General features: G+C 34.2%; 19 protein-coding genes (1 of these 19 only partly in view). 4 read left to right on the forward strand and 15 right to left on the reverse strand.

Features of this window, described 5'->3' with window-relative positions; genetic code table 11:
- Nucleotides 1-20: 20 nt before the first annotated feature.
- Nucleotides 21-416, reverse strand: coding sequence for a hypothetical protein (locus CGC48_RS02790; RefSeq protein ID WP_018278987.1), 396 nt, complete (start codon nt 414-416; stop codon nt 21-23).
- A gap of 193 nt (nt 417-609) precedes the next feature.
- Here CGC48_RS02790 and CGC48_RS02795 point away from each other — a divergent pair, with 193 nt between their 5' ends.
- The 3 genes from CGC48_RS02795 to CGC48_RS02805 all read left to right on the forward strand — a co-directional run bounded on the left by CGC48_RS02795 (nt 610) and on the right by CGC48_RS02805 (nt 2,598).
- Nucleotides 610-966 carry a winged helix-turn-helix transcriptional regulator gene (locus CGC48_RS02795; protein WP_018278986.1) on the forward strand — a complete coding sequence of 119 codons (357 nt, stop codon included), beginning with the start codon at nt 610-612 and terminating at the stop codon, nt 964-966.
- Nucleotides 967-1,042: 76 nt separating this feature from the next.
- Complete coding sequence (locus CGC48_RS02800; protein WP_262482376.1) at nt 1,043-1,576, forward strand: Crp/Fnr family transcriptional regulator; 534 nt, start codon at nt 1,043-1,045, stop codon at nt 1,574-1,576.
- 71 nt (nt 1,577-1,647) lie between these two features.
- A complete protein-coding gene (locus tag CGC48_RS02805) occupies nt 1,648-2,598 on the forward strand; it encodes a hypothetical protein (RefSeq protein ID WP_098028392.1) in 951 nt (316 codons plus the stop codon).
- A 452-nt stretch (nt 2,599-3,050) separates the two neighbouring features.
- Here the strand turns inward: CGC48_RS02805 and CGC48_RS02810 are convergent, their stop codons facing one another.
- From CGC48_RS02810 to CGC48_RS02850, 10 genes are all read right to left on the reverse strand, one after another.
- The gene (locus tag CGC48_RS02810; protein ID WP_098028393.1) at nt 3,051-4,076 is read right to left on the reverse strand and encodes an Acg family FMN-binding oxidoreductase; all 1,026 of its coding nucleotides are present in this window, start codon (nt 4,074-4,076) and stop codon (nt 3,051-3,053) included.
- Nucleotides 4,077-4,145: 69 nt separating this feature from the next.
- Entirely contained in the window at nt 4,146-4,673 is a 528-nt protein-coding gene (locus tag CGC48_RS02815) for a Crp/Fnr family transcriptional regulator (RefSeq protein WP_098028394.1), read from the reverse strand.
- 295 nt (nt 4,674-4,968) lie between these two features.
- Complete coding sequence (locus tag CGC48_RS02820) at nt 4,969-5,574, reverse strand: hypothetical protein (protein ID WP_232780540.1); 606 nt, start codon at nt 5,572-5,574, stop codon at nt 4,969-4,971.
- Complete coding sequence (locus CGC48_RS11900) at nt 5,575-5,709, reverse strand: hypothetical protein (protein WP_262482367.1); 135 nt, start codon at nt 5,707-5,709, stop codon at nt 5,575-5,577. It lies immediately after the preceding gene.
- A gap of 507 nt (nt 5,710-6,216) precedes the next feature.
- Nucleotides 6,217-7,230, reverse strand: a complete 1,014-nt coding sequence (locus CGC48_RS02825; RefSeq protein WP_098028395.1) for an HNH endonuclease — start codon at nt 7,228-7,230, stop codon at nt 6,217-6,219.
- A 126-nt stretch (nt 7,231-7,356) separates the two neighbouring features.
- Nucleotides 7,357-10,209, reverse strand: a complete 2,853-nt coding sequence (carB, locus tag CGC48_RS02830) for a carbamoyl-phosphate synthase large subunit (RefSeq protein WP_098028396.1) — start codon at nt 10,207-10,209, stop codon at nt 7,357-7,359.
- 142 nt (nt 10,210-10,351) lie between these two features.
- Nucleotides 10,352-11,335, reverse strand: coding sequence for a hypothetical protein (locus CGC48_RS02835; protein WP_098028397.1), 984 nt, complete (start codon nt 11,333-11,335; stop codon nt 10,352-10,354).
- 164 nt (nt 11,336-11,499) lie between these two features.
- Nucleotides 11,500-11,658, reverse strand: coding sequence for a 50S ribosomal protein L34 (gene rpmH, locus CGC48_RS02840; protein WP_002669412.1), 159 nt, complete (start codon nt 11,656-11,658; stop codon nt 11,500-11,502).
- 126 nt (nt 11,659-11,784) lie between these two features.
- Nucleotides 11,785-12,459: a YiiX/YebB-like N1pC/P60 family cysteine hydrolase gene (locus CGC48_RS02845; protein WP_198537149.1), complete on the reverse strand. Its 675-nt coding sequence runs from the start codon at nt 12,457-12,459 to the stop codon at nt 11,785-11,787.
- Between the two features lie 24 nt (nt 12,460-12,483).
- Nucleotides 12,484-12,978: a nuclear transport factor 2 family protein gene (locus tag CGC48_RS02850; protein ID WP_098028399.1), complete on the reverse strand. Its 495-nt coding sequence runs from the start codon at nt 12,976-12,978 to the stop codon at nt 12,484-12,486.
- A 133-nt stretch (nt 12,979-13,111) separates the two neighbouring features.
- Here CGC48_RS02850 and yaaA point away from each other — a divergent pair, with 133 nt between their 5' ends.
- Entirely contained in the window at nt 13,112-13,873 is a 762-nt protein-coding gene (gene yaaA / locus CGC48_RS02855) for a peroxide stress protein YaaA (protein ID WP_098028400.1), read from the forward strand.
- Nucleotides 13,874-13,921: 48 nt separating this feature from the next.
- Here the strand turns inward: yaaA and CGC48_RS02860 are convergent, their stop codons facing one another.
- The 4 genes from CGC48_RS02860 to prfB all read right to left on the reverse strand — a co-directional run.
- Nucleotides 13,922-15,634 (reverse strand): phospho-sugar mutase, encoded by a 1,713-nt coding sequence (locus CGC48_RS02860; RefSeq protein WP_098028401.1) that lies wholly within the window; start codon nt 15,632-15,634, stop codon nt 13,922-13,924.
- Nucleotides 15,635-15,820: 186 nt separating this feature from the next.
- Nucleotides 15,821-16,579: a carboxypeptidase-like regulatory domain-containing protein gene (locus tag CGC48_RS02865; RefSeq protein ID WP_232780541.1), complete on the reverse strand. Its 759-nt coding sequence runs from the start codon at nt 16,577-16,579 to the stop codon at nt 15,821-15,823.
- Nucleotides 16,566-17,309 carry a carboxypeptidase-like regulatory domain-containing protein gene (locus CGC48_RS02870; RefSeq protein ID WP_098028403.1) on the reverse strand — a complete coding sequence of 248 codons (744 nt, stop codon included), beginning with the start codon at nt 17,307-17,309 and terminating at the stop codon, nt 16,566-16,568. Before CGC48_RS02870 ends, CGC48_RS02865 begins: the two co-directional genes overlap by 14 nt.
- Nucleotides 17,310-17,318: 9 nt before the next feature.
- The gene (prfB, locus tag CGC48_RS02875; protein ID WP_394336559.1) for a peptide chain release factor 2 occupies nt 17,319-17,568 on the reverse strand (it continues 852 nt past the right edge of the window). Within the gene, nt 17,319-17,568 belong to an annotated coding region that runs on past the window's edge; the region does not span the whole gene.

The following is a 17,568-nucleotide window of genomic DNA, read 5'->3' on the forward strand; positions in this document are numbered from 1 at the left end:
TACAATGAAAATTATTCTGACTAATCGTTTTTCTTAAAAATATTGGTTTTATCCAAGTTCAGAAAAGGATTATTCAAATTCGGATTATCTTCAAAAGTATAATTCGACATTCTTCTTCTAAATAATTCATTACGAAGATTGATGACTACTTTTTCCAAATCTGCCATATTTTTGAAATCTGCTTTTTCAAATATAATCTCAGAATCTAAAATTCCTGCGATTTTCTTTATTTTGAGGATTTCTTGTTCTTCAATGGTTGCATCTGCCAATATTGCTCCCACAGCAAAGAGATTCAATTTTTCAATGGCTTGTTCGGCATTATCCGCAAATTCAAACACAACTGAAGTATATACTTTTGCCAACTCTCTGATGAAAGTTTCTTCTTTAGAAACAATCAAAACAACATTTTTTTTCATTGTTTAATCTCCTTTTATTTTTCTGATACAAAGATACGACTATATGCAATACATTTTTCAGTAATAGAACATTATCAAGCTAATATACTTTCATATAGTAATTGATTTTTAGATGTTTATTTTGAAAAATGTAGATATTCAATGTTTTTATATTTGCCAATATTGTCTATTTTTGCAATCTAAAAAACTTTTGATGAAAGAAAACAACGAAAATAAATACACGGAAATACAATCGGTTTTAGATGCGATTGAAGTTATTGGCGGGAAGTGGAAATTTCCTATTATTTACAGCCTCTGCGACCATACCAAGCGGTTTAAAGAATTGGAAAACGAACTAAAAGGTATTTCACCCAAAGCCCTTTCCAACGCTTTGAAAGATTTGGAAATGAATGGACTAATACATCGCGAAGTGTTTCCCACCGTTCCCGTTACGGTAGAATACAGCCTTACGCCCTACGGCAAAGACCTCAAACCTGTACTTTCTGCCCTGCAAGAATGGGGCAAAAAACACCGCGAAAAAATCGTGGAATCTTGTAAGGAGAAAAACTAAATAGCATCAAAAAATGAACATTTCTTTATCTGCAAACTTTTACCAACCTTCGTAGCTTACTACTGAAGAGATAGAAATTCTCACTCAAAAACACCAATATTGGGAAGTTCCTAAGGGAACTATCATCTTAAAACAAGGCGAAATTTCCAATGAAAATTATATCATCGAAAAGGGTGTAATGCGTACCTACACTTTTGATTCGGACAACAAGGAAATTACCACCCGACTTTTCTTTGAAAACGAATTAGCCATAGAAACGCTTTCTTTCTTCGGAAGAATGCCCTCGCCCGAGTTTTTGGAAACGATTACCGATTGTAAAATCTGGCGTTTCCACTGGGATACAGTGCAAGAACTTTACCATACAATGCCTTCCTTTCGTGAGTGGGGACGCTACTGGATGACGCGCGAACTCTTTCTCTCCGAAACCCGAATGCTTGATTTTAAAACCCTTAGTGCCGAACAACGCTACCAAAAACTCATACACGAAAAACCCAAAACTATTCACGAAGTACCACTGAAATATATCGCCAGTTTCTTAGGAATTACCGATTCTACTTTGAGCCGCATTCGGAAATTGAAAAAATTTTTTGTTTTATATCCATTATCTTGAAAAAATTAACTACTTATAGTTAGAACAAAGATAATTTGTACCTTTACAAAATCATAATATAATCAAACGATATGAAAGAGTTTATACAATCTTTATTTAGAACAACAGAAGAAAGAGTTAAAAATCCTATTATTGGGGCCTTTTTAACATCTTGGTTTTTATTTAATTGGAAACCTATATTATTTATAATTTTTTCTCCAAAAGTAATTGAAGAGAAAATAGAATATATTCAGAGTAATTTTTCTAGCATTCATTTTCTATTAGTTTATCCTACTTTTTCAACCATTTTTTATGTTTTAGCTTTGCCTTATTTAAACCTACTAGTTGATGTTTTATTAAAATACTCACTAATTAAGAGAAATACTATTTTAATAAACAAACAAAAACAATCTATTGAAAATCAAAGAGAATTGGCTATTGAAGAAATTAAATTAGAAGAAGCAAAGATCAATTTTAGAGAAAGAAATAGTCACAATAAAATGGTGGAAACTCTTCAAAATAAAATAAAAGAACTAGAGATAAATTTAGATAAAGAAAAAGAAAGATATGAAGGTCTTCTTTCCAATTTGAGAAAAGAACTTGAAGAACAAAAAGAAATTGCCTCAACCGAAATGAAAAACTTTGAACAACAATATAGTAATTCTCGCAAACAAATAGCAGAATTAAATGAACTATTATTAAAAAAAGATGTAATAATAGAAGAACAAAAAGAAATTGCCTTAACCGAAAAGAAAAGCTTTAAACAACAATATAGTAATTCTCGCAAACAAATAGCAGAATTAAATGAACTATTATCTGAAAAAGATAAAATAATACAAGTACTCAAATTGAATTACACTACTGGAGAAGACACAAATATTATTCATCTTCCTAATGGAGAAATAGTAATCGAATTACGAGAAAATAACTACACTAATTATTATAATTTAGAAACAGGATCAAAGTATAATGAAGATGACTTTGGTCGCTATTATCGAATGATATCGGGAGGAGACATTGGCTCACCATACCGAGATTTCTAATAATAACGATTATAATGCAAATATACAACACTTTTGCTGTAATGGAAAGTCGAAAAGACACTATAAAATTTTAGGTTTTGAATTTGACAAAATCGAAGTAAAAAAACGCATCACCAGTTTCTTAGGAATTACCGATTCTACTTTAAGCCACATTCGGAAATTGAAGTATTTTTTTGCCCTATGTCAAGTGATTAACCCAAGGAACTTCCATACCTTTGATGTAGTAATCTTATAAATTACAATAAAGCACTTATCAAAATCACTATCAATCTTATTTCAAAAAAAGCCATCTTAAAAGATGTTTTTTTGCTGAAGCGAAATACAATTCTACATCTTCTAAATTTTATGATTTTATCATAAAAATATCATAATGCGATATTTTTCAAAGATTTTTCCTTTCATACTGATACGTTCATCGTACTTTTAATCAAGATATTGATAAAACCCATCATTTACTTTTTTATTACTTCTTCAATAGGTTTTCGTTTTGAATAAGGAAGCTGTTTTGCATAACCAATACGTAATAATATTTGAGGATTTTGCCCTTTTATAGGAAGTTGATTTTGTAATTTCTGTCGTAACTCAGGAATTTCGCAAGGCTGATTAAGATAGGCGTGAGCAATTCCTTTTTGAGTTAATAATAACAAAAGTCGCTGCAATACTCTCCCAGTTTTTACCCACGAAACTATCGTATTTTCCAAACTTGTTATAAGAACTACGTGTGAGGACGAAGCTATTTTCTTTCTGTCAGTTTGGTTTTGCTTTTTGACGTTAAGCATTCCCTTCACAATGGGTTTGGTAATCCAAACGGGCAGGTTCGGAGCTTCTAAAGCGGCGTAACTGATTCCATCGTTGGTCTTTTCGGAATGCCTTTTATTGAAACGTATCCACGAAAGTAACTCCTGCTTAAAAGCCTCATCATTCATCTGGATTTCATTACCTTTCATCACAAATTCAGTAATCGTTTCAAAAGTTGGAGTTCCTTTTTTCCACAGATAAACAGCATCATTCACTTCTTTTTCAAAAAACTTCAAGATACTTTCTACATCTTCTTCAGGAATTATCTCGTTGTTGTACACTGACCGATTCGTCTGTCTTTTATCAATCTGCTCAAAAAGAACTTCTTTTACAACTGAATCATCTTTCTCCAAATATATTGTGATTATTCCTTCCGAAGAAACCCTCATATCAGACTTATATCCCAATGCACCAGCAGCCAAACAAAGATTTTCAGTAGCACACCCCAAACTGATAAAAAGTTCACGATTATCCGCATCTACCACAGCAAGATGTTTTTCTAAATTGGGTAAAATACGAATGAAATTCTCCCCCATTTCAAACCACCAAGGCTGCGTATTATGCCCTGAAGGAGCTTTGATAGCACTTTCAATCATACGCATATAATCCGAATTTTGTGCTTTTGTATTCATAATTCCTAACATTAAAATTAAACCGAAATATACTGCTAACGTTCTCATTTGCTGAAAAGTTTTTTATTTTCCTATGGCAAAGTAACAACTATATATTCTCAAAAAAATGAACTTCGGTTAAAAAATACGTTTGCGAATTCGGCTGAGTGCCTGAGGTGTGATTCCGATGTATGATGCAATGTATTTCAATGGTAATTTCTGCACCAAAAAAGGTTCTTTTTCAATAAGATGCTTATATATCTGCTCGGGTGATTGTGTGAGAAACTGAATTTCCTTACGGGCTTTCTGAACGAACAATTCTTCCATTATTTGCAATTTAATGGCAATGAATCTTTCGTCTTTCATCATCGTGTCGAGCAACTGTTTATCAATGCAGTAGGCACAGACATCACTTATGGCTTGAAGTTCCAAAACGGAAGGCGTACCATCACGAAAAGATTCGTACGACAGACAAAATTGTCCTGGAAATATAAAATCAACAGTTGTTTCTTTATCCCTATGAAAGTCATAATGAAAAATACGAACCATTCCACTTTCGAGATAGTACAAATGTTTTTCAACCTCTCCCGACCTCAACAGATAATCTCCTTTTGAAAAATGAATTTCTGAGAAATATTTATAAATTAATTCTGTTGATATTTCCATACTTACCCGCTTTTAGTTCATAATTACCAAACAAATATCTCTCATACCCTTTCAAAAATCAAATTTTACTGCTCAAAGATATAAATTTTATGACTTTTTGTATAAATATGCTAATATAAAAAACTTCAACTTCGCTCAGTTTGACCAAGTGCCTGTTACATTGAGGCAAAGCCCCTTTTCTCGTTTTAAGCCAAAAGTACAAAGAAATAAAAATCAAACATATTTCAATCCATTAGCAACATAAAAAAAGTAAAGACGCCCCAACGGACGTCCTTACCGATAATTTTTTAATTTCTTATGCTTTTTTGGTCACAATACCCAAAGCCTCAAGCTCCTGACTATGAGCAAACACAACTTTGGCGTAAGCCACAAACTCGCTGTACTGCGGATAAAGCTCATCAAAGAATTTGTCACGAACTTCGGTGGCTTTTTGAGCCTCGGCGGTTTCCTTTTTCTGACTTTCTTTCAGGGCGATGACTTCTGTGAGTTTATTTTGTACGGCTTTTAAATCTTCTTCTTTGATGTTGATAGACTGCAACTTAGTTAAAAACGATGGGTTTTTAAGCAATTGCGAATAGAAGTTCCCTACTTGCACCAACCAATCGCTATATGCCGTTTTGCGTTTCCCTGCAAAGTCGAGCGAAGCACCTGCTAACATATCGCCCTTAAAAAGGATTTTACAGAAAGCCAAATGCTTGGTATACAAATCATTGATTTCGGAAAATTTTTGGTCGAACTTCTCCGTTTCGGCATATTGCTGAGCGTATTCCGTCTTTTGGATTTGGTGTAACTCTTCCAAACGTACCACTTTGGCTAAAAGCTCATCAAGTTTTTCGGTGGTATAGCCCAATTGCCCCATCTGCTCCTGAATGTTGGGCAATTTCCCGTTAGAAAACGCCAATCACATTCGCTGAATCCATTCCTCCATTGAAATATGCACGTTTCGCTTCTTTGGAGTTGGTGTTTGCTCGTTTTGATTCAGATTTTGGTCATTCTGATTCAAGTTTTGTTCGTTCTGATGTAAATTCTCGTTCATAATAATTGTGTTTTTGGTGTTAAACTTTTAATTTTCTATTGATTTCATAGATTTTTACTTGCAGGAAATGGATTTTTACCGGTCAGAATCCATTTATTGTCAGTCAAAATTCATTTCCTATCGGTCAGAATCCATTTATTGTCGGTCAAGATTGATTTCTTGTCAGTCAGAATTCATTTCCTATTGGTAAATATTGATTTCTTGTTGGTCAAAATTGATTTCTTATGGGTCAGAACTTATATAATGCAGGTCAAACCTTACTTCTTTGCCGTTAGAATGCTTTTCTGTACAGAAATTATCAAAATCCTATAGGTAAACACTCATCACTTTCAGGGATTTCTTGTTATATATGTAGCAATATCCGTGCCGTAAGTGGTAAAAATTCAGCAGATTAGTATTAAAATGCTGTTAAAAAGAAAAGACGCCGTGAGGGCGTCTGTGGGGGTGGGGGTGTATTTGGTATCTATTTAGATGTACTGAACAGGGAGTAAATTATATATGGAGAATTTATTTATGAAATATTTTATCATAGTGATAATGTAAATATTCAGGATTAGGTTTATCAGACTCCTCTCGGGGTAAATTTACCCTTTTCCCTTCTAGTACTCTATAAAAATTATCATCCTTTATGGTATCAGAAACTTCTACAGAATAGTTTATAGGATTAATAGCAATCAATCCTAAATCGAATAGTGTATGAATATCTGTTCTCATTAATAGACCGTTATACGTTTTATTTGTGCTATCTCCCTTATATGGATAAATATGTGCTGCTTCTAATATTTCTACAATATCACATCCTGTGATACAGCATTTAGCGGAATAAGCCCTTAGTAATTCTTTTCTGAAGTTTTTCTGACCTCTTCTTTGATTAATTGAAATTGCAATCTTCTTTCTTTCATCTTTGATATCATCAAGCAATTCGTATTTAATTTCGTTCTCATTAATTTCTGAATTTAATAAATCAGAGGTTTGTAAATATGAACTAGATTTTATTAATTTTAGGTTATACAAACATAGTTCTAAGGATTTTTCAATATGTGCCAAAAACTTATTTTCTTTTGTTCGATTTTTAAAAAACTCTCGTGGGTTTTCAAAGAGATTATTATACTTACTATTTTTATTTGCTCCATCAACATCTATCCGTAACTCTCTATTTTTTATTTTTCTCGTAACTGTGTTGAGTCCTTTGGGGTTGGTTTTTGATTCCATACAACCAACAACTGCTCCTCTTCCAAACTTATCAAAACAAATACCCACATAGATGCCATCAGAAACCTTTTGTTCAGGAGGTAGAATACATATATGTAAAATATTTGGAAAATAAGAAATTCCTTCTGATACATCAACAGTAAAATCAAATCCTTTGAAATTACTAAACTTTAATTCCAGTAGTTTTTTTAATTTTTGTAGTTCTTCTTTCACTTTGGATAACCTACTATCATTTGATTTTATAGGTTTATCCTGTCCTACAGGATTTTCGTATCTAAAATTACAAATAGAATCAAAATGTTGAATCATAATAATACTAAAGTTGGTTAATAAATTATTGTAAAGTTAGAAAGTACACAAACTTTTCTCTTATGATGCCCAAAAAGGGCGAAAAATTTTCGCCCTTACTATTTTCTATTTGCTAATTCCTATTGCCTATTTAGACAGATACATTTTCCTTCTTGCGTAGAGTTCATAGAATTGGTCGTCTTTGAGGTCGTCTATGAAAAGGATACTTTCGCCTGTGGATTTCATTTCGGGACCTAAACGCTTATCCACGTTCGGGAACTTGTTAAACGAAAACACAGGTTGTTTGATAGCAAATCCGTCCAATTTCGGTTGGAAGTTGAAATCGGTTACTTTCTTCTCACCAAGCATCACTTTGGTAGCGTAGTTCACGTACGGCTCCCCGTAGGCTTTGGCGATAAACGGAACGGTACGCGACGCCCTCGGGTTGGCTTCAATGATGTACACTGTGTCGTCCTTAATGGCAAACTGAATGTTTATCAGCCCCACCGTGTTTAAGGCTTTAGCGATTTTGTGCGTATGGTCTTTGATTTGTTGCATCACAAACTCACCGATGTTAAACGGTGGCAGCGTGGCATTACTATCCCCCGAATGTACCCCACACGGCTCGATGTGTTCCATAATCCCGATGATGTACACGTTTTCGCCATCGCAAATGGCGTCGGCTTCGGCTTCGATAGCTCCATCTAAATAATGGTCGAGCAAAAGTTTATTATTCGGAATTTTACGAAGCAAATCCACCACGTGTTCTTCCAATTCGTGCTTGTTGATAACGATTTTCATTCCTTGCCCACCCAACACATACGACGGACGCACCAAAAGCGGGAAGTCCAACTCATCGGCTAACTTTAAGGCTCCGTCGGCAGTTTCAGCAACACCAAATTTCGGATACGGAATGCCCAATTCTTTCAATAAAGTAGAGAAACGCCCTCGGTCTTCTGCCAAATCCAACGCATCAAAACTCGTTCCGATGATTTTAATGCCGTATTTGTGAAGTTTTTCAGCCAATTTCAAAGCGGTTTGTCCGCCCAACTGAACGATAACACCTTCGGGTTTTTCGTGACGAATGATGTCGTAAATATGTTCCCAAAAAACAGGCTCGAAGTAGAGCTTGTCTGCTGTGTCAAAATCCGTAGAAACTGTTTCAGGGTTGCAGTTAATCATAATAGTTTCGTAACCGCACTCGGCAGCTGAAAGCACTCCGTGAACGCAACAGTAATCGAACTCAATTCCCTGCCCAATGCGGTTGGGGCCTGAGCCTAACACAACTACTTTTTTACGGTCGGAAACGATACTATCGTTCGCTGTGAAAAGATTGCCGTTCGCATCACGAATTGGAGCTTCAAACGTAGAGTAATAATACGGCGTTTGTGCTTTAAACTCGGCAGCACACGTATCTACCAACTTATATACGCGGTTGATACCCAATTCTTCCCGTTTTTTATAGACTTCACTTTCCCAACATCCCAACATATGAGCGATTTGGCGGTCGGCAAAGCCTTTTTGTTTGGCTTCCAATAGTAAATCTTTCGGAAGTGTTTCTATTTTATAGGTTGAAATTTCTTTCTCAATGCTGTATAGTTCTTCGTATTGCTTCAAGAACCACATATCTATCTTAGTGATTTCGTGAATTCTCGAAAGCGGAATGCCCATCGCGATGGCGTCGTAAATCACAAAGACTCTATCCCAACTCGGATTGGTAAGTTTGTCGATGATTTGCTCATAGTTTTTGTATCCTTTGCCATCTGCTCCCAATCCATTGCGTTTGATTTCAAGTGATTGCGTAGCTTTATGAAGTGCCTCTTGGAACGAGCGACCGATGCCCATTACTTCTCCTACCGATTTCATTTGCAAACCGATAGTGCGGTCAGAACCTTCGAATTTGTCAAAGTTCCAACGCGGAATTTTTACGATAACATAATCCAACGTAGGCTCGAAAAGTGCCGAAGTGGACTTAGTGATTTGGTTAGAAAGTTCGTCCAAGTTATAACCGATAGCCAATTTTGTTGCAATTTTGGCAATCGGATAGCCTGTTGCTTTGGAAGCCAAAGCCGAAGAACGTGACACACGCGGATTGATTTCGATAGCGATAATATCTTCTTTTTCGTCAGGCGACACAGCAAATTGTACGTTACAACCTCCCGCAAAATCGCCGATGCTTCGCATCATCTTGATTGCCATATCACGCATACGTTGGAACGTTCTGTCGGAAAGCGTCATCGCAGGAGCAACGGTAATGGAGTCTCCCGTGTGGATACCCATTGGATCCATATTTTCAATGGTACAGATAATTACCACGTTGTCGTTTTTATCACGAAGAAGTTCCAATTCGTATTCCTTCCAACCCATTAACGCCTTGTCAATCAACACTTCGTGAATGGGAGAAGCCTCCAAACCGCGTGTGAGAAGCGTATCGAAATCTTCCTTTTTGTATACCACAGAAGCTCCTGTTCCGCCCAATGTAAACGACGGACGAATCACCAAAGGAAAACCGAATTTCTGAGCAATTTCTTTTCCTCGAAGGAAGGAATTTGCCGTTTCGGACGGAGCCATCGGAATGCCAATTTTGTCCAAAAGCACACGGAATTTCTCGCGGTCTTCCGTAATTTGGATGGCATCAATATCCACCCCAATGATTTCCACACCAAAATCTTTCCAAATCCCTTTTTCAGCGGCTTCAATGCAAAGATTTAAGGCAGTTTGTCCTCCCATTGTAGGCAAAACGGCATCAATATTGGGATGTTTTTTCAGAATTTCAACTATGGATTTGGTAGTCAATGGCTTTAAATAAACGTGGTCAGCCATTGAAGGGTCAGTCATAATGGTTGCAGGATTGCTGTTAATAAGCACCGTTTCGATGCCGTCCTCACGTAGCGAACGCAACGACTGCGAACCTGAATAGTCAAACTCACAGGCTTGTCCGATAATGATTGGTCCTGAACCAATTAACAATACACAATTTAAATCTTTACGCTTTGGCATTTCTTTATGATTTTTATTTTTTTTGATTTTCTCTCCAACTCAATAGCAAAAATTGTTGAGAAAGATTGATTTTTTTATGATATATAAATTCTAATTCAACTTATAAAGAATACATTTGTATCACAAACTTTTAGGTTGCAACTTACAAATTTTCTTTTATACTTCTTGTTAAATCCACAGCAAATTTGTCTGCATTTTTGAAAATATACTTTCTATTTTCAGAATACGTCTTTTCAAAAAGTTCCATTTTTGGCATTGGGGCATTGAAAATTTGATTCATATAATCCATTTTTGGCGGATAGGTATAGAATAATTTTCCTTTTGGAAACTGATTTTTTTGTTGCCAAATTTCAAATTCCTGAAAAAAACAATCGTGTGTTGGCATCTCAATTTTGGTAAACAAATTAGCATCAAGTTCGCGTACCAAACGATATAACCCGTGAATCTCTTGAGCAAAACACTTATCTATCTTTTCTCTTGGGTAACCTAATTTCTGGTATGCCTCACAGAGTTCTTGCAAACAATTTGATGCTTTTTGAGCGTCTTTTTCAACCAATGCCACAAAATACAATACCACAAACTTTTCCCAAGCCGTTATTTTCTTTTGTAAAAACTTTTCTGCCTTTTGCAAAGCTATTTGCTTTAAATCTTCCTCCTTAAAGTAAAGCACCTTTAGCAAATTGACTGCATTTTCAGTGTAAAATTGCCCTTTGGAATGTGGCAATTCTTTTGGAAAAAGACTTTCTATAATTTGAAAATCATTACAAGCAAAGGCTGAAAGCACATCAAAAAAAGCATTGCAATGGTCTGTACCACTTTCTGTTACAGAAGTTGATAAAATCTCTTGTCGGGCAATCTGATACAAAACATTATTCAGCAACTCAAAATCTTGATTATTAAAAGCCAGATAAAAGCCGAACTCCTTTGTATTGTTCAGCAAACTAATATACAATTTTGTTTTGCTGATTTCATCACTCAAATCTTGTAAGTATTTCTCAAAAGTATCTTGATTCCACTTTTCAAATTCTTCCCAATTGCGAGGTGGATAGTAATATCCCCACTTTTTGAGACTTTCTTCACATTTTTCGTGATATAACTTCAAATATTTTTTGATATTTTTAATCATTTTCAACCATTCCGTCCGTTAAGATTTCGGAATAAAAAGATTTTTCACAAATTATCAATCAAATTATTAACTTAGGATTTAATGAGATAGTAAATTTGTTTAAAAAAAAGGTGTTACCTAAAAAAGATAACACCTTTATATATTATAAAAATCAACCATCGACATTATTTTTTATGTCTTGGTTCTGAAGAAACTGTTAATTTTTTTCTTCCTTTAGCTCTTCTTCTTGCTAACACTTTTCTTCCATTTGCAGTAGCCATACGCTCTCTGAAACCGTGCTTATTTCTTCTCTTTCTTTTTGATGGTTGAAATGTTCTTTTCATTGTCCTAAATCTTTAAATATCTTATCTCAAATAAAATTTATAAACCTTTCTCTATTTAAAAGTGGGGCAAATGTACGATTTTTTTTTAAACTGACAAATATTACACTCTTTTTTTGTTGTCTTTTTTTATTTCTTTGGATACTTATTTATCACAATATCAAAATATTTCGGATTATAAGTTCCTTTCATTGAATAAAATAAATCTTTCCTTTTTCCATTATCTTTGGGTAAAGAAATCAATTTCAAATCATTTCCCAAAATTTGCCAAATAAGCTCTGTACAATACATTTGTGAAGGCTCATCAAAAACTCCCATTCGGTCGAATGGAACTTTTTTTTGTAAATAATATTTTGCCTGATTTACAATCTGTTGTCCCTGCTCTTTAGTAATGTTTTTAGGACGTACAATAATAATTTTCTCAGGCATTGACCTCTTCAAAAACTGGTTAAGTGATTGTTCTTGCATTCCGTCTGTGTCACTCATATCAGATGAAAGTGAATGAATTACCCACCATTTATCATCTTTTAAATACAAAATTCCAGAGTGAGTAACATCAAAAACAGAGTCATTTAACTTTTTAGCAATCAAATCACTAAAAAAACCATATCCCCTCCTAAGAATAATATCCCCTTGTTGTATTTTCTTTAAATCTTCTTGAGAAAGACGTGTAATTTTCTGATTTTGCCTTATGAGTTTGCTCTCCTGATTTCTATCTACCCAAAAGAAAAAATGAAAACTTCCCCACAAGAACAACAAAAAAAAACTGAAAAATAAAGTCCCTTTTATTAGATATTTCTTCATTTTTCAGTTCTTTTTACACTTTTATTATTCCGTTGTTTCAGTAACCACTTCCGCTTCTAAATCTTCTAGTTCTGTTGTGATTTCTTCTTCACTTGATTGATTTTCAGATTCTGTAGCGTCTAAATTTCCTACAGGTTCTTCCTTGTTCATTTCTTCCTTATTAAAAGAAACCTTCCAATTTCCATCAACTTTCTTTAAATTAATGCTCTGCTCTTTACTTTCTTCTTGAATTTCAGAACTTTCAACGATATAAAAAACCTTTGCCTTATCACCATTTTCTTCTACCTTCGTTACTTTTACTTTTGCATTTTCAGCCTTTTTGTTATTGTCCTTAGGCATACTATCAAGCATATTCAAAAGTTGTTTCATCGAATCGTCCGAATACTTTTTAGCTTCCTCAAAGTTTTGATTTTCCATAGCTTCCAAGAATTTTTCTGCAACTTTTCTAGGAGAATCTCCTGAACAAGAAACAAACAAAAGCATCGAAAACATTACCAAATTTAAAAATAATTTTCTCATATTTATTGAACTATTAAAAAAACGGTAGCAAAAATAAGAATAAAGAATTAGATACAAGAAAAATATTTCGTTTTTTTGACTATTAGAGTAAAAATAAATACCTTCGCACTTATTATATTAATTTTAGTTTCATATGAAAATAGTTATATCCCCAGCCAAGTCACTAAATTTCGATAAAAATATCCCTACGAAAGAATACTCTCTACCAATCTTTCAGGCAGAAATGAAGGAAGTTAATACTGAATTAAAAAAACTAACTCCCAATACGTTAGCTGAATTGATGCATATTTCAGAAAAACTTGCCGACCTTAACTGGCAACGAAATCAAGAATTTTCACTACCTTTTTCTACCAAAAATGCTAAACAAGCTGCATACGTTTTTGATGGTGATGTTTACGACGGATTGGATATTCTTTCTCTCAATAACAATGAAATCGAGAAATTGCAAAAGACATTACGCATTCTTTCAGGGCAATACGGGCTATTAAAACCTTTGGATTTGATACAACCTTATCGTTTGGAAATGGGTACAAAAATTAGCATCACAGGAAGTAAAGACTTATACGATTTTTGGAAAGATAAAATCACAAACGCTTTAAACAATGAATTATCAGATAATGAGTTATTTATAAACTTAGCAAGTAATGAATATTTCAAGGCTATTGATGTTAAAAAACTAAAGACTTCGGTTGTTACACCCATTTTTAAAGATTGGAAAGGCGATGAACTTAAAATTATTAGTTTTTACGCAAAAAAGGCTCGTGGACTAATGGTAAAATACATCATCAAAAACAATGTCCAAACGATTGATGACTTAAAAGGATTCAATTATGAAGGATACAACTTTAGTGAAAGTTTATCCGTAAAAAAAGGAGAACTCGTCTTTGTAAGATAACAAAAAAAGCTACCCAAAAGGTAGCTTTTCTTTTTACTATTCACATTATTATGATAATTTCATATCTGAAACAATAGCTTTTATTTTTTCATCTAAGACCTTTTCAGTCTCTTTAAATTTATCGACACTATCTAATTTTGTATTCACACTGAAATAGAATTTAATTTTTGGCTCTGTTCCACTTGGGCGTGCGGCAATTTTCGTTCCGTTTTCAGTATAGTAAATCAACACGTTTGATTTTGGAATATCAATATCTTCAATTTCACCCGTTAAAATATTATGAGCTTTTGAAGTTTGGTAATCTTCAATCATTGTAACTTTTTCTCCATTGATTTCTTTTAGCGGATTTTCACGTAGGTCTTTCATCATTTGAGCAATTTCTTGCGAACCTGAAATTCCTTTACGAACCAATGAAATTAAATATTCCTTGTAGAAACCATAATCCACATAAGCCTTTAGCAACTCTTTGTAAAAAGAACTACCTGAAGCCTTAGCTGTAGCTGCAATTTCACAAGCCAATAATGTTGCTGTAACGGCATCTTTATCACGAACGAAATCCCCAACCATATACCCAAAGCTCTCTTCTCCACCACCAATAAATGTTTGGTCAGAAAAATCACGAATCATTTTTGCAATCCACTTGAATCCTGTCAACCCAACTTTGCATTCTACACCAAAGGCAGTTGCTACATCATTCATCATAGGAGTGGAAACGATTGTTGACCCCACAAACTCATTGCCTTTGAATCCTTTTTCCTTATGTTTTTGCAATAAGAATAAAGTCATCATTACCATCGTTTGGTTTCCGTTCAGAAGTACCATTTTCCCTTCCAAGTCACGAACAGCAACACCCACTCGGTCGCAATCGGGGTCAGTACCAATCACAATATCTGCATTTATTTCGTCAGCTTTTTTCAAAGCCATTGTTAAAGCCTCTGGTTCTTCAGGATTAGGTGATTTTACTGTCGGGAAGTTTCCGTCAGGTTTTGCTTGTTCCTCTACAATATGAACATTTGTGTAACCAGCTCGTTTCAAAACTTCTGGTACCATTGTAATTGATGTTCCGTGCAAAGAAGTAAAAACTACTTTTAAATTTTCTTTTTTTGGAGCGTTAAAACTACCATTTTTAATGGAAGCCTCTGCAAAGGCATTATCTAACTCAGTATCAATCCACTCAATCAAATTTTCATCAGCACCAAATTTAATATCCTTAAAATCAACTGCTTCAATAGCCTTCATTATGTCTCCATCTTGCGGGGGAACCAACTGACCACCATCTTCCCAATACACTTTGTAGCCATTATATTCAGGTGGATTATGCGATGCTGTTAGCACAATTCCGCATTGGCACCCCAAATAACGTACTGCAAATGAAAGTTCTGGAGTTGGACGCAAATCTGAAAACAAAAAAACCTTTATTCCGTTAGCTGAAAAAACATCAGCAACAACTTTCGCTAATGTTTTCGAATTATTCCTGCAATCGTGAGCAATTGCCACTTTAGGTTGTTCGTTAGGAAATGTTTTTTTCAGATAATCACTTAGTCCTTGCGTGTTTCTTCCGAGCGTGTATTTATTAATTCGGTTTGTACCGATTCCCATAATACCACGCATTCCTCCAGTTCCAAATTCAAGATTTTTGTAGAAAGATTCCTTTAATTCATCAAGATTTCCATCAAGAAGCTCTTGTACTTTGCTTCGGGTTTCTGCATCAAAAATATCAGAAAGCCACGTTTTTGCTGTTTCAATACTTTTTTCTAACATAGTATATAAATTAGAAGATATTTTTATTTTACTTATCGTTTTTCAACTAAGCAAAGATAAAAAATTTATATCAATTTCCTTAGCAAAAAAATTAATATTTTTTAAGAAGAAATGTATTTAAAAGCTATCTATACAGAACGATTTATAACTTACTGATTTATTTTCCTTTTGATGATTTACTGACATTTATTTTGCATTTTGCTGTAACTCTACCCAAGCATCTGCAAGCATAAATTCCAACATTTTATGATTTTTGGCTTTTATTACATCGTGAAACTGAGTTCTTTCCATAACAAAATAGGACAATTTTTCTATTTCTTCATCAGTAAGCCGAACCGTTTTGCGAAGAAAAGTGGACATATTTTCAATGATGTAATTCGCTACTTTCATATTTTCATCATTGGCTACTAATTGTTTTATTTTTTTACTTTTTCCTGTAATTGCATTAATCACACCTTCAAAATTTACTGAAACTGCACCTACAAGCAAAGACCAAAGCCCACTTGGCAAAATCCGTGTTTCACTATAAACTCGCTTTTCGTTGTAAGTTCTTTCTATAGGTTTGTGTTGTAATATTCCGAGCGATTGTGCATTTATGTCTGGATTTTTAGAAACTTCAACTTCCTCTATATTAATCACTTCATCTTTCATTTTTACTAAAAGCAGTTGGTCTGTTTCTAAATCAAACTGAGTAATAACTCGATAAATTGTTTCTTTACCTACATAAGTAATTTTCAATGTATTGCCCAGAAAAGCCTCAATAGAAAATTTTCCTTCTGTATCTGTTATTGTAAAACGATTTCTTTCTAAATTTTGTATGTGAACACCTTGCAAGGGTTGTTTTTCATCAATTATTTTCCCATTGATGATTACACTTTCCTGAGCAATGAGCATTTCGCCCACAAACAGAAGAAGCAAAAATATAAATTGCTTACTGTTTTTCATTTTTTAGTTCACGTTCCAGCATTCCTTGTAACTCTACCCAAACATCTATAAGCATAAATTCTAAATCCTTCAGATTATTCTCCTGAACAGCTCTGTGAAATTCTGGTCTTTCCATAACGTAATACGCCAAAGCATTGATTTCTTCTTCAGATAATTTAAGTTCTTTCTTTAGAAAATTCCCCATATTCTCAGAAATATAGGTTGCAACTGCCATATTTCGTTCATTTTGCAAATCTTTTTTTATTCGCTTTCTTTTGCCTGTTATAGCATTAATGAGAGCAGCCACGTCTAGTCCCCCACTGAAAACTCTAGTATTGCTATAGACTTTTTTCTCTCCATATGTTCTTCGTATAGGAGTGTGTTGCAAAATTCCAAGTTCTTGAGCTGTGATATTTTTATGCTTTGTCACCTGAACTTCCTCCAGTTCATTAATATGTTCTTTCATTTGTATCACTATTCCAGTAACCTGAAAATCTGCTTTTGCAATATTTCTGAAGACTGTTTGCATACTAACGTGAGTTAATTGCAGTGTATTCCCAATAGTTGCTTTTATTGTGAAGTATCCTTTTTCATCAGTGGTAGAGAACAATTGAGTATGAAGATTTTGTACGTGAACTCCCATCACGGGAATCGTATCATTCATTACACGTCCACGTACAATTTCTTCATTTTGGGCAAAAAGATTTCCAAAAAATAATAGAAAAATAAATGTTACACCAACTCTTTTCATTTTGTAAATTTAATCTTCAATTTCTGACTGCCCCATCAACATTAAATAGGCCTTGAGGAATTGGTCAATTTCGCCATTCATAACACTATCCACATCAGTAGATTCATATCCTGTACGAACATCTTTCACCAATTTGTATGGATGCATCACGTAATTACGAATCTGTGATCCCCACTCAATTTTCATCTTTCCGGCTTCAATTTCATCACGTTTTGCTTGACGTTTTTTTAGCTCAATTTCATAAAGCTGTGACTTTAAG

The organism is Capnocytophaga cynodegmi (assembly GCF_002302475.1).
Classification (GTDB): Bacteria; Bacteroidota; Bacteroidia; order Flavobacteriales; family Flavobacteriaceae; genus Capnocytophaga; species Capnocytophaga cynodegmi.

Bases quoted from the DNA above. Each gene is read 5' to 3' on its own strand.
- CGC48_RS02790 (WP_018278987.1), bottom strand. From the start codon at position 416: ATGAAAAAAAATGTTGTTTTGATTGTTTCTAAAGAAGAAACTTTCATC.
- CGC48_RS02795 (WP_018278986.1), top strand. From the start codon at position 610: ATGAAAGAAAACAACGAAAATAAATACACGGAAATACAATCGGTTTTA.
- CGC48_RS02805 (WP_098028392.1), top strand. From the start codon at position 1,648: ATGAAAGAGTTTATACAATCTTTATTTAGAACAACAGAAGAAAGAGTT.
- CGC48_RS02810 (WP_098028393.1), bottom strand. From the start codon at position 4,076: ATGAGAACGTTAGCAGTATATTTCGGTTTAATTTTAATGTTAGGAATT.
- CGC48_RS02815 (WP_098028394.1), bottom strand. From the start codon at position 4,673: ATGGAAATATCAACAGAATTAATTTATAAATATTTCTCAGAAATTCAT.
- CGC48_RS11900 (WP_262482367.1), bottom strand. From the start codon at position 5,709: ATGAACGAGAATTTACATCAGAACGAACAAAACTTGAATCAGAATGAC.
- CGC48_RS02825 (WP_098028395.1), bottom strand. From the start codon at position 7,230: ATGATTCAACATTTTGATTCTATTTGTAATTTTAGATACGAAAATCCT.
- carB (WP_098028396.1), bottom strand. From the start codon at position 10,209: ATGCCAAAGCGTAAAGATTTAAATTGTGTATTGTTAATTGGTTCAGGA.
- CGC48_RS02835 (WP_098028397.1), bottom strand. From the start codon at position 11,335: ATGATTAAAAATATCAAAAAATATTTGAAGTTATATCACGAAAAATGT.
- rpmH (WP_002669412.1), bottom strand. From the start codon at position 11,658: ATGAAAAGAACATTTCAACCATCAAAAAGAAAGAGAAGAAATAAGCAC.
- CGC48_RS02845 (WP_198537149.1), bottom strand. From the start codon at position 12,459: ATGAAGAAATATCTAATAAAAGGGACTTTATTTTTCAGTTTTTTTTTG.
- CGC48_RS02850 (WP_098028399.1), bottom strand. From the start codon at position 12,978: ATGAGAAAATTATTTTTAAATTTGGTAATGTTTTCGATGCTTTTGTTT.
- yaaA (WP_098028400.1), top strand. From the start codon at position 13,112: ATGAAAATAGTTATATCCCCAGCCAAGTCACTAAATTTCGATAAAAAT.
- CGC48_RS02860 (WP_098028401.1), bottom strand. From the start codon at position 15,634: ATGTTAGAAAAAAGTATTGAAACAGCAAAAACGTGGCTTTCTGATATT.
- CGC48_RS02865 (WP_232780541.1), bottom strand. From the start codon at position 16,579: ATGAAAAACAGTAAGCAATTTATATTTTTGCTTCTTCTGTTTGTGGGC.
- CGC48_RS02870 (WP_098028403.1), bottom strand. From the start codon at position 17,309: ATGAAAAGAGTTGGTGTAACATTTATTTTTCTATTATTTTTTGGAAAT.